Below are 16,121 nucleotides of genomic sequence, written 5' to 3'. Positions count from 1 at the left end.
ATTAAGATTCTCAATAAGAGAAGGTGGAAGAACAGTAGCTTCAGGAGTTGTTGCTACTATAGTAGAGTAATCTTTTATTAAACTGATGGATTAAAAAGAATAATAAAAAGAGGGGTTATGCTCCTCTTTTTTTAACATAGAAATACAAAAACATTGACACAGCATAGGATTTTGTGATAACTTATACAAGGTAATGATTATAGGAAGTTAATAATATCTTGAATACTGTAGATTTTTAATAAATACATATTTTAAAGGTATTATATTCACATATATTAACAATATATATTATTGTATTACAAAGTTGGAGGTGTATCAGATGAGAGTTAAAGTAACTTTAGCATGTACAGAGTGTAAGCAAAGAAACTACAACACTACTAAGAATAAGAAAAATAATCCAGACAGAATAGAATTACAAAAATATTGTAGATTCTGTAAAAAGCATACAACTCATAAAGAAACAAAATAGTTTTTTATAAGGATGTGAGTATGGAATGGCTGCCCAAAAAAATGACGGTGCAAAAACTAAAAAAAGGTTTAGTTTATTTGGATATCTAAAAGAAACTAAGCAAGAATTAAAAAGAGTTACATGGCCGACAAAAAAGGAACTGTTTAAAAACACAAGTATAGTTTTAACTGTAGTTATTTCATGCACTATATTAGTATGGGGTATAGACACTATATTATCTGGTGCACTAGCGTTATTACTAAAATAGACGAAAAGAGGTAAGTTAAATGTCAGAATTACAAGAAGCAAGTTGGTATGTAGTTCATACCTATTCGGGACATGAAAATAAAGTTAAAGCTACAATTGAGAAAGCAGTTAAAACAAGAGGTATGGAAGACTGCATAAGACAAGTAGTTGTTCCAACAGAAGAGGTAGTGGAAACTACTAAAACTGGAAAAGAAAAAACTAGACAACGTAAAGTTTATCCAAGTTATGTCTTGGTTAAAATGATAATAACTGATGAATCTTGGTATGTAGTAAGAAATACTAAGGGAGTTACAGGTTTCGTTGGACCTGGTTCAAAACCAGTACCATTAAGTGAAGATGAAGTCAAAGCTATGGGGATAGATACAACAGACCCTAAAGTAGTAAATAGTGATATTGATTTTGAAATAGGAGACACAGTAAAAGTATCTCAAGGACCATTTAGTGGACAAATAGGTAACATAGAAGAAATTGACTTAGAAAATAGAGAAGTCAAAGTATGCATAAATGCATTTGGTAAAAGGACTCTATTTGTAATAGAGCTTGAAGGTATAGAAAAAATCTAATACTATTATTATAGAAAAATCTGAGGAGGTGCGCTCAAAATGGCTAAAAAAGTTATAGGTCAAATAAAATTACAAATACCTGCAGGAAAGGCTACTCCAGCGCCACCAGTTGGACCAGCATTAGGACAACATGGTGTTAATATAATGGGATTCACAAAAGAATTTAATGCTAAAACTGCAGATCAAGCTGGAATGATAATACCAGTTGTTATAACTGTATATCAAGATAGATCATTCAGTTTTATAACAAAAACTCCACCAGCTGCAGTTTTAATTAAAAAAGCATTAAACTTAAAATCAGGTTCTGGAGAACCAAACAAAAAGAAAGTTGCTAAAATAACGTCAGCTCAAGTAAGAGAAATAGCTGAGTTAAAAATGCCTGACTTAAATGCTGCATCAGTAGAAGCTGCTATGAGTATGATAGCTGGTACTGCTAGAAGCATGGGTGTTGTAGTAGAAGACTAATTAAAAGATACACTTTTTTTTATAAAGTGGGAGGCGAAAAGCCGAAATTAACCACGAGGAGGAAAATAAAATGGCTAAAAAAGGTAAAAGATATGCAGGTGCATTAGAAAAAGTAGATAGAACTAAATTTTATGATGCATCAGAAGCATTAACATTAGTTTCAGATATAGCTGGAGCTAAATTTGATGAGACAGTAGAAGCACACATTAAATTAGGTGTTGACTCAAGACATGCTGACCAACAAGTAAGAGGTGCAGTTGTATTACCTCACGGAACTGGTAAAACTAAAAGAGTTTTAGTTTTTGCTAAAGGTGAGAAAGCTAAAGAAGCTGAACAAGCTGGTGCTGACTTTGTAGGAGCTGAAGAATTAGTTCAAAAAATACAAGGTGAAAACTGGTTTGAATTTGATATAGTAGTTGCTACTCCAGATATGATGGGTGTAGTAGGTAGATTAGGTAGAGTATTAGGACCTAAAGGTTTAATGCCAAACCCTAAATCAGGAACAGTTACATTTGATGTAGCTAAAGCTATAGATGAAATAAAAGCTGGTAAAGTTGAATACAGATTAGACAAAACTAACATAATACACGTTCCAGTAGGAAAAGTATCATTTGGTGGAGAAAAATTAGCTGAAAACTTTGCTGCATTAATGGATGCTATAATAAAAGCTAAACCAGCTGCTGCGAAAGGACAATATTTAAGAAGTGTAACAGTAGCTTCTTCAATGGGACCTGGAGTTAAAATAAACCCAGCAAGAACAGCTGAATAATAAAACTGTTGACACAGGTTGACAAAAATGTTATTATATCACTTGTCAATGTAAAAAAGAATAGATTTGCCGTAGATAGTGGGTGCGAGAGCTTAATATCCCGCCGAGGTTTTAGATAAATTGAGATTACTAAAGCTTTTGATGTCTACTTTTGGCAACAAAAGCTTTTTATAATGTTGCGGTAAATACTAAGCCTATTTGGTGAAGGAGGTGCACATCTATATGAGAAAAGCTATAGAAATTAAATCAGAAGTTGTTTCTGAGATAGTTGAAAAGTTACAAAAATCTTCTGCTGCTGTTGTTGTAGATTACAAAGGATTAACAGTTGAAGAGGTAACTGAGTTAAGAAAACAAATGAGAGAAGCTGGTGTAGATTACAAAGTATATAAAAATACTTTAGTTAGAAGAGCAGCTAAAGAAGTTGGTATAGAGCAATTCAATGATGAATTATTAGTTGGAACTAATGCTATAGCATTTGGATATGATGATCCAGTTGCTCCAGCAAGAATATTAAAAGGATTCATGGATTCTCATCCAAAGATGAAATTAAAGATGGGTATTGTGGAAGGTGCATTCTACGATGAGTCTAAAATTGTTGAAATGGCTAACATACCATCAAGAGAAGTTCTTATCGCTAAATTACTTGGTAGCTTAAAAGCTCCAGTATCAAACTTTGCATATTTAATAGATGCAATAGCGAAAAAGGCAGAAGGTCAAGAAGAAGCTTAATAGCTTAATTAAAAAATTATAAATATTAATTTGAAATAAAATTCGGAGGTGCTAAAAATGACAATAGAACAAATATTAGAAGCTATAGAAAATATGAAAGTTTTAGAATTAAATGAATTAGTTAAAGCTGCTGAAGAAAAATTCGGTGTATCAGCTTCAGCTCCAGTAATGGTAGCTGGTGCAGCTGCTGGTGGACCAGCTGCTGAAGAAAAAACTGAATTTGATGTAGTATTAGCTGAAGTTGGTTCTTCAAAAGTTGGAGTTATAAAAGCAGTTAGAGAAATAACAGGATTAGGATTAAAAGAAGCTAAAGAAGTAGTTGATAACGCTCCTAAGACAGTTAAAGAAGGAGCTTCTAAAGAAGAAGCTGACCAAATAAAAGAAAAATTAGAAGCTGCTGGAGCTAAAGTAGAAGTTAAGTAGTTTCTTTAAAAAGATACCCTATGGGTATCTTTTTTATTTGCAAAAAATCATAGAATTTATCTAGAATTATAAAGAAAATATTTTTATAAAATGCAAAAAATATATATAATAGTATTAAATTAAGGGTATCATATAGTATGTAATGATATATTAATTTAATACTATTATTAAATTAATATATAAACAATTATTGTAATGTATATATATAGGGTATATAATTAAATGGAACTGTAAAAAATTACATATTATTTTAAAAAAATACATGAATAATTTAGAAATAAAATGTAATAAATAATTAATTAACAAATATAAATTTTAAAATGAACTAAGTATTAAAAAAATCGAAATTTGTAGACTTTGAAGGATGTATTTAAGGAGGAATTAATAATGGAAAAATTACAAGGAAAAATTGCAGTAGTTACTGCTGCAACAAAAGGTATTGGATTAGCTTCAGCAGAGATATTAGCAAAGAATGGAGCAATTGTATATTTAGCAGCTCGTTCAGAAGAATTAGCTAATGAAGTTATAAATAAAATAAGTGCAGAAGGTGGTTGTGCTAAGTTTGTTTACTTTAATGCTCGTGAAGAAGAAACTTTTACTTCAATGATAGAAGACGTAGTTAAAAAAGAAGGTAAGATAGATATACTTGTAAACAATTTTGGTTCAACAAACCCTTCTCTTGACAAAGACCTTGTAACTGGGGATACAGATAATTTCTTTGACACAGTAAATACTAATTTAAAAAGTGTGTATTTACCATGTAAAGCAGCAATTCCTCATATGATAAAGAATGGAAAAGGCAGTATAGTAAATATATCAAGTATAGGTTCAGTATTGCCTGATTTATCTAGAATAGCTTACTGTGTATCAAAAGCAGCAATCAATTCATTAACTCAAAACATAGCAACACAATATGCAAAAAATCATGTTAGATGTAATGCCGTACTTCCAGGACTTATTGCAACTAAGGCAGCATTAGATAATATGTCTCCAGAGTTCATAAAAGAGTTTTTAAAGCATGTTCCTTTAAATCGTATAGGGGAACCAGATGATATAGCAAAAGCCGTTCTATTCTATGCTAGTGATGACTCATCATTCATAACAGGGGATTTACTTGAAGTTGCAGGAGGATTTGGTTTACCTACTCCACAATTTGCAGATAACATATTAGGATAATCAATACACTAATATATAAAGAAAATTTATATATTAGTTATGTTAGAAATTCTATTTTTATAAAGACCATAGATATAATTTACATTGGAAAAAGTTTAAGACTAAAAATTCCAAGTTAAATTTATCTATGGTCTTTATTTTGTATATTTAATAAATTGTATATATTTGTATAAATCTAATTATTTACAACTATTTCATTATGGAATTATAATTAAATAGGGGAAGGGTATTTGTATATAAGTTTATATAGAAAATTAGACCTATAAATGAAAAATATGGATTTTATATTAAGAAATTGTACATAATACATAATATATGCTAAAAATAATTTATAAAAAATCAAAAATAATGCATAGTTTACATATAAGATAAAAAATATATTGAAAAATACTTGACAATATGCTAAAATTATTAGATGCGTTAGAATGAACTATTGTTTTATTTTTAATTATTGAGAGGTGAAAAGTGAATGCCACATCCTGTCACGATAGGTAAAAGAACTAGAATGAGCTTTTCTAAAATTAAGGAAATAGCTGATGTGCCAAATCTTATAGAAATTCAAGTAGATTCCTATGAGTGGTTTTTAAAAGAAGGTTTAAAAGAAGTGTTTGATGATATTTCACCAATAGAAGATTATACTGGTAATCTTATATTGGAATTTGTTGACTATTCTTTAGACGATAAACCAAAGTACGATATAGAAGAGTGTAAAGAGAGAGATGCTACATATTGTGCACCTCTAAAAGTTAAGGTAAGACTTATAAATAAAGAAACAGGCGAGATAAAAGAACAAGAAGTATTTATGGGTGACTTCCCTTTAATGACAGAAAGAGGAACTTTCGTTATAAATGGAGCAGAAAGAGTTATAGTAAGTCAATTAGTTAGATCTCCTGGTGTTTACTATGCGGAAGAAAGAGATAAAACAGGTAAGAGATTGATTTCATCTACTGTAATTCCTAATAGAGGAGCATGGTTAGAATATGAGACAGATTCTAATGATGTAATTTCTGTAAGAGTTGATAGAACAAGAAAACAACCAGTTACAGTTTTACTTAGAGCTTTAGGGATAGGAACAGATGCAGAGATAATTGACCTTTTAGGAGAAGACGAAAGATTATCTGCTACATTAGAAAAGGATAATACTAAATCAGTAGAGGAAGGTCTTGTAGAGATATACAAAAAATTAAGACCAGGTGAGCCTCCTACTGTAGAAAGTGCATCATCTTTATTAAATGCTTTATTCTTTGATCCAAAAAGATATGACTTAGCAAAAGTTGGTAGATATAAATTTAATAAGAAACTTGCTTTATGTTATAGAATAATGAATAAAATTTCAGCACAAGACATAATAAATCCAGAAACTGGGGAAGTATTTGTAAAAGCTGGAGAAAAAATAAGTTATGAGTTAGCTAAAGATATACAAAATGCAGGTATAAATGTAGTAAATCTACTAATGGATGATGATAAGAAAGTTAGAGTTATAGGAAATAATTTCGTAGATATTAAGTCTCACATTAATTTTGACATAGATGATTTAAACATAAAAGAAAAAGTACATTATCCAACTTTAAAAGAAATTTTAGATGGATATAGCGATGAAGAAGAAATAAAAGAAGCTATAAAATCAAGAATTAAAGAACTTATACCAAAACATATATTATTAGATGACATAATAGCTTCAATAAGTTATGAGTTCAATATATTCTATAATATAGGAAATATTGATGATATAGACCACCTAGGAAACAGAAGAATAAGATCTGTAGGTGAATTATTACAAAATCAAGTTAGAATTGGTCTTTCAAGAATGGAAAGAGTTATAAAAGAAAGAATGACAGTTCAAGATATGGAAGCTATAACGCCTCAAGCGTTAGTTAACATAAGACCAGTTTCTGCTGCAATAAAAGAATTCTTTGGTAGTTCTCAGTTATCTCAGTTCATGGACCAAACAAATCCTCTATCTGAGTTAACACATAAGAGAAGATTATCAGCTCTTGGACCTGGAGGTCTTTCAAGAGAAAGAGCTGGATTCGAAGTGCGTGACGTTCACCATTCACACTATGGTAGAATGTGTCCAATAGAGACGCCAGAGGGACCAAATATCGGTCTTATAAACTCTCTAGGAACTTATGCAAAGATAAATGAATTTGGATTTATAGAATCACCATATAGAAAATTTGACAAAGAAACAGCAACAGTTACTGATGAAATACATTATTTAACTGCTGATGAGGAAGACTTATTCGTAAGAGCTCAGGCAAATGAGCCATTAACAGATGATGGAAAGTTCGTAAACCATAGAGTTGTTTGTAGAACTGTAAATGGTGCTGTTGAAATGGTTCCTGAAAGCAGAGTAGATTACATGGATATATCTCCTAAGCAAGTTGTATCTGTTGCAACTGCTATGATACCTTTCCTAGAAAATGATGATGCCAACCGTGCCCTTATGGGAGCGAACATGCAGCGTCAGGCAGTGCCTCTAGTTAGAAGAGAAGCGCCAATTATAGGAACTGGTATAGAATATAGAGCTGCAAAAGACTCTGGAGCAGTTGTTGTTGCTAGAAATTCTGGTATAGCAGAAAGAGTAACAGCAGATGAAATAATTATAAAAAGAGAAGATGGAAACAGAGATAGATATAATCTACTTAAGTTTAAACGTTCAAACTCAGGTACTTGTATAAATCAAACACCTATAATAAGTAAAGGTGAAAAGATAGAGAGAGGCGATGTTATAGCAGATGGTCCAGCAACTGATTTAGGTGAAGTTGCACTTGGAAGAAACTGTCTTATAGCATTCATGACTTGGGAAGGTTATAACTACGAGGATGCCATATTAATAAATGAAAGATTAGTTAAAGAAGATAGATTATCAACAATTCATATAGAAGAATATGAATGTGAAGCTAGAGATACAAAACTAGGACCAGAGGAAATAACTAGAGATATACCTAATGTTGGAGATAGTGCAATCAAAAACTTAGATGATAGAGGTATAATAAGAATAGGTGCAGAGGTAGATTCAGGTGATATACTAGTTGGTAAGGTAACTCCAAAAGGAGAAACTGAACTTACTGCTGAGGAAAGATTACTTCGTGCAATATTTGGAGAAAAAGCTAGAGAAGTTAGAGATACTTCACTTAAAGTACCTCATGGTGAATCTGGTATAATAGTTGATGTAAAAGTATTTACTAGAGAAAATGGAGATGATTTATCTCCAGGAGTAAATGAATTAGTAAGATGTTATATAGCTAAAAAGAGAAAGATAAAAGTTGGAGATAAAATGGCTGGTCGTCATGGTAATAAGGGGGTTATCTCAAGAATATTACCAGAAGAAGATATGCCATTTATGGAAAATGGAACTCCTCTAGATATAATACTTAACCCACAAGGTATACCATCACGTATGAACATCGGTCAGGTTCTAGAAGTACATTTAGGACTAGCTGCTAAGACATTAGGATGGTATGTAGCAACATCAGTATTCGATGGTGCTAATGAGTACGATATAATGGATGCTCTTGAAGATGCTGGTTATCCTAGAGATGGTAAATTAACTTTATACGATGGTAGAACAGGTGAGACTTTTGACAACAGAATAACTGTTGGATATATGTATTACTTAAAATTACATCACTTAGTAGATGAAAAGCTACATGCAAGAAGTACTGGACCATACTCATTAGTTACTCAACAGCCACTAGGTGGTAAAGCACAATTTGGTGGACAAAGATTTGGAGAGATGGAGGTTTGGGCTCTAGAAGCATATGGAGCTGCTCACATACTTCAAGAAATACTTACTGTTAAGTCTGATGATGTTGTAGGACGTGTTAGAACTTATGAAGCTATAGTTAAAGGTGAAAACATACCTGAGCCAGGAATCCCAGAATCATTTAAGGTTCTTATAAAGGAACTTCAAAGTTTATGCTTAGATGTAAAAGTATTGACAGATGAAGACCAAGAAATAGAAGTGAGAGAATCTGTAGATGAAGATGATACAATAGGTGAATTTGAGCTAGACGTTGTAAATCATATGGGAGAAGTTGAAGAAAGTAACATAATAGAAGAAATTGAAGATGATTTTGCTGAAAACGCAGAAGATGAGGATATAGAGAATTTAGAAGAATTCACTGAAGATGATTTATTTGAAGAAGAAATAGATTTTGAAAGTGATGACTTTGATATGTAAATTTAATTAATGTAAATCTCAAATAGAAGGGAGAGAACTCCTTGTTTGAATTAAACAATTTCGAGTCGATAAAAATAGCATTGGCTTCTCCAGAAAAAATAAGACAATGGTCTAGAGGAGAAGTTAAAAAGCCAGAAACTATAAATTACCGTACTTTAAAGCCAGAGAAAGATGGTCTTTTCTGTGAAAGAATATTTGGACCACAAAAAGACTGGGAGTGCCATTGTGGTAAATATAGAAGAGTTAGATATAAAGGTGTAGTTTGTGATAGATGTGGAGTAGAAGTAACTAAATCAAAGGTAAGAAGAGAGAGAATGGGACATATAGAGCTAGCAGCTCCTATGTCTCACATCTGGTACTTCAAAGGTATACCAAGTAGAATGGGACTTTTACTTGATATGTCACCAAGATCATTAGAAAAAATATTATACTTTGCTTCATATGTAGTAGTTGACCCTGGAGAAACTGGATTGAATGAAAAACAGTTACTTACAGAAAAAGAGTACAGAACTGCTCTTGAAAAGTATGGATATACTTTTACTGTAGGAATGGGTGCTGAAGCTGTAAAGATATTACTACAAAATATAAATTTGGAGCAACAAAGTAAAGACTTAAGAGCGGAATTAAAAGATAGTACAGGACAAAAGAAAGTTAGAACAATCAGAAGATTAGAAGTTGTAGAGGCATTTAAAAAGTCTGGAAATAAACCAGAATGGATGATTTTAGATGCAATACCAGTAATCCCACCAGATTTAAGACCAATGGTACAACTTGATGGTGGAAGATTTGCGACTTCAGACCTAAATGATTTATATAGAAGAGTTATAAATAGAAATAATAGACTTAAAAGACTATTAGAGCTTGGAGCTCCAGATATAATTGTAAGAAATGAAAAAAGAATGCTTCAAGAAGCAGTTGATGCATTAATAGACAATGGTAGAAGAGGTAGACCTGTAACAGGTCCTGGAAATAGACCACTTAAATCTTTATCAGATATGCTAAAAGGTAAGCAAGGTCGTTTCCGTCAAAACTTACTTGGTAAGCGTGTTGACTACTCAGGACGTTCTGTTATAGTTGTTGGACCAGAACTTAAATTCTATCAATGTGGACTTCCAAAGAAAATGGCGTTGGAATTATTCAAGCCGTTTGTTATGGATAAATTAGTTAAAGAAGGTTATGCACATAATATAAAGAGTGCGAAATCTATAGTAGAAAAAGTTAAGCCAGAAGTTTGGGATGTTTTAGAAGATGTTATAAAAAGTCATCCAGTTCTTCTTAACCGTGCACCGACTCTACATAGATTAGGTATACAAGCATTTGAACCAATCTTAGTTGAAGGTAAGGCTATAAAACTACATCCTCTTGTATGTACAGCTTATAATGCAGACTTCGATGGTGACCAAATGGCAGTCCATGTACCTTTATCAGTAGAAGCACAAGCAGAAGCAAGATTCTTAATGCTTTCTGTAAATAATATCCTTGCTCCTAAAGATGGTTCACCTATAACTACTCCATCTCAGGATATGGTTTTAGGTTGCTATTATCTAACAATAGAAGCACAAGATGGAGCTAAAGGAACAGGAATGGTATTTAAAGACTTTAATGAGCTATTACTTGCTTATTATAATAAATCAGTTCATCTACATGCTTTAGTAAAATTAAAGGTAACACTTGAAGATGGAAGCAGCTCATTAGTTGAAAGTACTGTTGGTAGATTTATATTTAATGAAAATATACCTCAAGATTTAGGTTTTGTAGATAGAAAAGAAAACCCATTTGCACTTGAAGTTGATTTCTTAGCAGATAAAAAATCTCTTGGTAAAATAATAGATAAATGCTTTAGAAAACATGGAAATACAGAAACAGCTGAATTACTAGATTATATAAAAGCTCTAGGGTTTAAGTATTCTACACTAGGTGGAATAACAGTTGCTGTTGATGATATGAGTGTACCAGAAGAAAAGAAAGTATTTATATCTGAAGCAGAAGCAAAAGTTGATAAATATGAAAAAGCGTACAGAAGAGGTCTAATATCTGATGAAGAGAGATATGAGAAAGTCATAGAGACATGGACAGAAACAACTGATAAAGTTACTGATGCTCTTATGGGTGGACTAGACAGATTAAATAATATATATATAATGGCACATTCAGGAGCCAGAGGTTCTAAAAACCAAATTAGACAGCTGGCAGGAATGCGTGGTCTTATGGCCAATGCATCTGGTAAAACAGTTGAGATACCAGTTAAATCTAATTTCCGTGAAGGTCTATCAGTACTAGAATACTTTACATCTTCACATGGTGCCAGAAAAGGCCTTGCTGATACCGCTATACGTACAGCTGAATCTGGATACTTAACAAGAAGACTTGTTGATGTAAGTCAAGATGTTATCGTAAGAGAAATAGATTGTGGAACAGAGGATACTACAGAAATTTATGCTATAAAAGAAGGAAATGAAGTTATAGAAGAGATATATGATAGAATTGTAGGAAGATATACTATAGACCCTATATTAAATCCTGAAACTGGCGAAGTTATAGTTGAAGCTGATGCTATGATACAAGAAGATGAAGCAGAAACTATAGTAGATTTAGGAATTGAAAAAATTAGGATAAGAACAGTTCTTAACTGTAAAACTAATCATGGAGTTTGTTCTAAGTGCTATGGTAGAAACTTAGCTACAGGAAAAGAAGTTAATATAGGTGAAGCAGTTGGTATAATAGCAGCTCAATCTATCGGTGAGCCGGGTACTCAGCTTACAATGCGTACATTCCATACTGGAGGAGTTGCAGGAGCTGATATAACTCAAGGTCTTCCAAGGGTTGAAGAATTATTTGAGGCTAGAAAACCAAAAGGATTAGCCGTAATAACTGAAGTATCTGGTAGAGTTGAAATAGACGAAACTGGAAAGAGAAAAGAAGTAAATGTAATACCAGCAGAAGGCGAAACTCAAACATATGTGATACCATATGGTTCTAGATTAAAGGTTAAACAAGGTCAAATGTTAGAAGCTGGAGACCCATTAACACAAGGGTTTATAAATCCTCATGATATAGTAAGAGTAAATGGTGTTAAGGGAGTTCAAGAATATATAGTTAAAGAAGTTCAAAGAGTGTATAGACTTCAAGGGGTTGACGTTAACGATAAGCATATAGAAGTTATAGTAAGACAAATGCTATCTAAAGTTAAAGTTGAAGACCCAGGAGATACAGATTTATTACCAGGTGGATATGAAGATGTATTAACATTCAATGAATGTAATAAAGATGCTGTAGCTAAAGGTCTAAGACCAGCAGTTGCTAAAAGAGTTTTACTTGGTATAACTAAAGCGTCTCTTGCAACTGATTCATTCTTATCAGCAGCTTCATTCCAGGAGACAACAAGAGTATTAACAGAGGCAGCAATAAAAGGTAAAGAAGACCACTTAATAGGACTTAAAGAAAATGTTATATTAGGTAAATTAATACCAGCTGGAACAGGAATGAAGAAATATAGAAATATAGCTGTTGAAAAAATTGAAGATTAATGGCAGATAGAGTAAAGAAATCTTGACAACCATTATTTGTGGTGTTAAAATAGTAAAGTGTGTTGTTTAAAAGTGCACTAAGGGCTTGAATAAGCTCTTAGTGACTTTTAGATGGCAATAAATAAAAACTAAAAAGCATCAAGCTAGAAAAATGCTAATATCACATATTTATGTGTTATAGACATTAAATTGTAAGTAACGTATGTTACAATCAGTCAGTATGAATATTCATATTGATGTAGTTGGCGGTCACTGATAAGATCGAAAATTTGGAAGGAGGTGCAGATGATGCCAACAATTAACCAATTAGTTCGTAAAAGTAGAAAAGCGGTAGAGAAGAAATCTACTGCTCCAGCATTACAAAAAGGTTACAACTCTTTAAACAAGAAAGTAACTGACGCTAGTGCCCCACAAAAAAGAGGGGTTTGTACTTCAGTAAAAACAGTTACTCCTAAGAAACCTAACTCAGCTTTAAGAAAAGTTGCCAGAGTTAGATTAACTAATGGTATAGAAGTTTCTGCTTATATACCAGGAGAAGGACACAACTTACAAGAGCATAGTGTTGTTCTTATAAGAGGAGGAAGAGTAAAAGACCTTCCAGGGGTTAGATACCATATACTAAGAGGTACTTTAGATACAGCAGGTGTTGATAAGAGAAGACAATCAAGATCTAAGTACGGTGCGAAGAGACCTAAAGAAGCTAAAAAGTAAAAACAATTAATGATTGATTATAGTTCGGTGCTTTAAATATATATATTTATGGCATCACGGCATTAAGTGAATTATGTCGAGTACCTATGATTTAAGTTAAATAATTAAGGAGGGAAGCGAAATGCCAAGAAAAGGTAATGTTCCAAAAAGAGAAGTTTTACCAGATCCTATGTATGGGAGTAAGGTAGTTACTAAATTAATAAATAATCTAATGGTAGACGGAAAAAAAGGAAAGTCTCAAAGTATAGTTTATGATGCTTTCGCAGTTATTGCTGAAAAGACAGGAGAAGAAGCTTTAGAAGTATTTAATAAAGCAATGGACAATATAATGCCTGTTTTAGAAGTAAAAGCAAGAAGAGTTGGTGGAGCAAACTACCAAGTACCAATCGAAGTTAGACCTGAAAGAAGACAAACATTAGGTTTAAGATGGCTAGTAAAATACACTAGAGCTCGTGGAGAAAAAGGAATGGTTGATAAGCTTGCTAAAGAAATAATGGATGCAGCTAACAACACTGGAGCTTCAGTTAAGAAAAAAGAAGATACTCATAAAATGGCAGAGGCTAATAAAGCATTTGCTCATTACAGATGGTAGGATATATAGATATCTTATAAAATTGAGGATATCATAAGGAGGATAACCATGGCTAGAAAGTTTCCTTTGGAAAGAACTAGGAATATAGGAATCATGGCTCATATAGATGCAGGAAAAACTACTACTACAGAAAGAATTCTGTTTTATACTGGGCAAACTCATAAAATAGGAGAAACTCATGAAGGAGCTTCTCAAATGGACTGGATGGAGCAAGAAAAGGAAAGAGGTATAACAATAACTTCTGCCGCTACTACTGCTTCATGGAAAGACCATAGAATAAATATAATAGATACTCCTGGACACGTGGACTTCACAGTTGAAGTTGAAAGATCTCTAAGAGTTCTTGACGGTTCAGTTGCTGTATTCTGTGCAAAAGGTGGAGTTGAGCCTCAATCAGAAAATGTATGGAGACAAGCTGAAACTTATGGAGTACCTAGAATAGCTTTTGTAAATAAAATGGATATATTAGGTGCAGATTTCTACAATGTTGTAAGCATGATGAAATCTAGATTAAATTCTAATGCAGTTCCTATGCAATTACCAATAGGTAAAGAAGATTCATTCATAGGTATAATAGACTTATTAAAAATGGATGCTGTTATATACAAAGACGACCTAGGGGTTGAAATGGAAGAAACAGATATACCAGAAGACATGAAAGAATTAGCCACTGAGTGGAGAGAAAAATTAGTTGAATCAGTAGCTGAAACTGATGAAGAACTAATGATGAAATATCTTGAAGGTGAAGAGCCTACTATAGAAGAATTAAAAGTTGCTATAAGAAAAGCTACTATAGCTTGTGAAATGAACCCAGTTTTCTGTGGTACAGCTTATAGAAATAAAGGTGTTCAGTTAGTAATAGATGCAGTTTTAGATTACTTACCAGCACCAACAGATATAGCAGCTATAAAAGGTATATTAGAAGATGGAGAAGAAGCTGAAAGACATTCTTCTGATGAAGAGCCATTCTCTGCACTAGCATTCAAAATAATGACTGACCCATTCGTTGGAAAACTAGCGTTCTTCAGAGTTTACTCTGGAACATTAGAATCTGGTTCTTATGTTTTAAATGCAACTAAGAATAAGAGAGAAAGAATTGGTCGTATATTACAAATGCATGCCAATACAAGAGAAGAAATAACTAAAGTTTATGCTGGAGATATAGCAGCAGCAGTAGGATTAAAAGATACTACTACTGGAGACACATTATGTGACCCTGCTAATCCAATAATACTTGAATCTATGGAATTCCCTGAGCCAGTTATATCTGTTGCTATAGAGCCAAGCTCTAAAGCAGCTCAAGAAAAAATGGGTATAGCTCTTCAAAAATTAGCTGAAGAAGACCCAACTTTCACAGTTAAGACTGACCAAGAAACAGGACAAACTATAATATCTGGTATGGGTGAGTTACACTTAGAGATAATAGTAGATAGATTATTAAGAGAATTTAAAGTAGAAGCTAAAGTTGGTGCACCACAAGTTGCATATAGAGAAACTATAACTCAACCAGTTGATGTTGAATACAAGTACTCTAAGCAATCAGGTGGTAGAGGACAATACGGTCACGTTAAGATTAGAGTTGCTCCTCAAGAGCCAGGTGAAGGATACAAGTTCACAAACAAAACTGTTGGTGGATCTGTACCAAAAGAATATGTTGGTCCAGTTGACATGGGTATACAAGGAGCTATGCAATCTGGTATAGTTGCTGGTTATCCAGTTGTAGACGTTGCTGTTGAGTTATATGATGGTTCTTACCATGAGGTTGACTCTTCTGAGATGGCGTTTAAAATGGCTGGTTCAATGGCATTCAAAGATGCTATGAAGAAAGGTAATGCAGTTCTTTTAGAGCCTTACTTCAAAGTAGAAGTTGTTACTCCAGAAGATTACATGGGAGATGTTATGGGTGACTTAAACTCAAGAAGAGGATTAATCCAAGGTATGGAAGCTAGAAGTGGTGCACAAGTTATAAATGCATTCGTTCCACTTTCAGAAATGTTTGGATACTCAACAGACCTAAGATCTTCAACTCAAGGTCGTGCAACTTATACAATGATATTCGATCACTATGAGCAAGTTCCAGCTTCAGTTGCTAAGAAAATAGCTGAAGGAAAATAATTTAAAAATAATTAATAATATAAATATAAAAAATAATCAGCGATATGAGATATATCTCATATCGCACAAGATAAAGGGAGGAAATTCAAAATGGCTAAAGCTAAATACGAAAGAACAAAACCTCATGTTAATATAGGTACAATAGGACAC

At 32.8% G+C, this 16,121-nt stretch carries 13 protein-coding genes and 1 other annotated feature; all 13 genes read left to right on the top strand.

Annotated features, from left to right (window positions below):
- The first annotated feature begins 319 nt into the window (after positions 1 to 319).
- The 13 genes from rpmG (at position 320) to fusA (ending at position 15,971) form a co-directional block, all read left to right on the top strand.
- A complete protein-coding gene (rpmG, locus tag KGF38_RS19375) occupies positions 320 to 469 on the top strand; it encodes a 50S ribosomal protein L33 (protein ID WP_003421192.1) in 150 nt (49 codons plus the stop codon).
- Between the two features lie 25 nt (positions 470 to 494).
- Positions 495 to 716 (top strand): preprotein translocase subunit SecE, encoded by a 222-nt coding sequence (gene secE, locus KGF38_RS19370; protein ID WP_003429494.1) that lies wholly within the window; start codon positions 495 to 497, stop codon positions 714 to 716.
- 19 nt (positions 717 to 735) lie between these two features.
- Positions 736 to 1,278, top strand: a complete 543-nt coding sequence (nusG, locus tag KGF38_RS19365) for a transcription termination/antitermination protein NusG (RefSeq protein ID WP_003421190.1) — start codon at positions 736 to 738, stop codon at positions 1,276 to 1,278.
- Between the two features lie 39 nt (positions 1,279 to 1,317).
- Positions 1,318 to 1,743: a 50S ribosomal protein L11 gene (gene rplK / locus KGF38_RS19360; RefSeq protein ID WP_054268674.1), complete on the top strand. Its 426-nt coding sequence runs from the start codon at positions 1,318 to 1,320 to the stop codon at positions 1,741 to 1,743.
- Between the two features lie 70 nt (positions 1,744 to 1,813).
- Entirely contained in the window at positions 1,814 to 2,512 is a 699-nt protein-coding gene (rplA, locus tag KGF38_RS19355; protein WP_054268675.1) for a 50S ribosomal protein L1, read from the top strand.
- A gap of 51 nt (positions 2,513 to 2,563) precedes the next feature.
- Positions 2,564 to 2,692: a sequence feature (ribosomal protein L10 leader region), on the top strand.
- Positions 2,693 to 2,734: 42 nt separating this feature from the next.
- A complete protein-coding gene (gene rplJ, locus KGF38_RS19350; protein ID WP_003421187.1) occupies positions 2,735 to 3,241 on the top strand; it encodes a 50S ribosomal protein L10 in 507 nt (168 codons plus the stop codon).
- 57 nt (positions 3,242 to 3,298) lie between these two features.
- Positions 3,299 to 3,664 carry a 50S ribosomal protein L7/L12 gene (gene rplL, locus KGF38_RS19345; RefSeq protein ID WP_021382505.1) on the top strand — a complete coding sequence of 122 codons (366 nt, stop codon included), beginning with the start codon at positions 3,299 to 3,301 and terminating at the stop codon, positions 3,662 to 3,664.
- A gap of 387 nt (positions 3,665 to 4,051) precedes the next feature.
- Positions 4,052 to 4,840: an SDR family NAD(P)-dependent oxidoreductase gene (locus KGF38_RS19340; RefSeq protein WP_054268676.1), complete on the top strand. Its 789-nt coding sequence runs from the start codon at positions 4,052 to 4,054 to the stop codon at positions 4,838 to 4,840.
- Positions 4,841 to 5,309: 469 nt separating this feature from the next.
- Positions 5,310 to 9,026 (top strand): DNA-directed RNA polymerase subunit beta, encoded by a 3,717-nt coding sequence (gene rpoB / locus KGF38_RS19335; RefSeq protein WP_054268677.1) that lies wholly within the window; start codon positions 5,310 to 5,312, stop codon positions 9,024 to 9,026.
- 41 nt (positions 9,027 to 9,067) lie between these two features.
- Complete coding sequence (rpoC, locus tag KGF38_RS19330) at positions 9,068 to 12,553, top strand: DNA-directed RNA polymerase subunit beta' (RefSeq protein WP_054268678.1); 3,486 nt, start codon at positions 9,068 to 9,070, stop codon at positions 12,551 to 12,553.
- A gap of 288 nt (positions 12,554 to 12,841) precedes the next feature.
- Positions 12,842 to 13,264: a 30S ribosomal protein S12 gene (gene rpsL, locus KGF38_RS19325; RefSeq protein WP_021382501.1), complete on the top strand. Its 423-nt coding sequence runs from the start codon at positions 12,842 to 12,844 to the stop codon at positions 13,262 to 13,264.
- A gap of 121 nt (positions 13,265 to 13,385) precedes the next feature.
- Entirely contained in the window at positions 13,386 to 13,856 is a 471-nt protein-coding gene (gene rpsG / locus KGF38_RS19320; RefSeq protein WP_021382504.1) for a 30S ribosomal protein S7, read from the top strand.
- A gap of 48 nt (positions 13,857 to 13,904) precedes the next feature.
- Positions 13,905 to 15,971: an elongation factor G gene (gene fusA, locus KGF38_RS19315; RefSeq protein ID WP_021382502.1), complete on the top strand. Its 2,067-nt coding sequence runs from the start codon at positions 13,905 to 13,907 to the stop codon at positions 15,969 to 15,971.
- Positions 15,972 to 16,121: the final 150 nt, after the last annotated feature.

Source organism: Clostridioides sp. ZZV14-6387, from assembly GCF_020657835.1.
GTDB lineage: Bacteria > Bacillota > Clostridia > Peptostreptococcales > Peptostreptococcaceae > Clostridioides > Clostridioides difficile_A.
The sequence above is the reverse complement of the archived record's forward strand: the minus strand, read 5'-3'. Positions and strand labels throughout refer to the sequence as shown.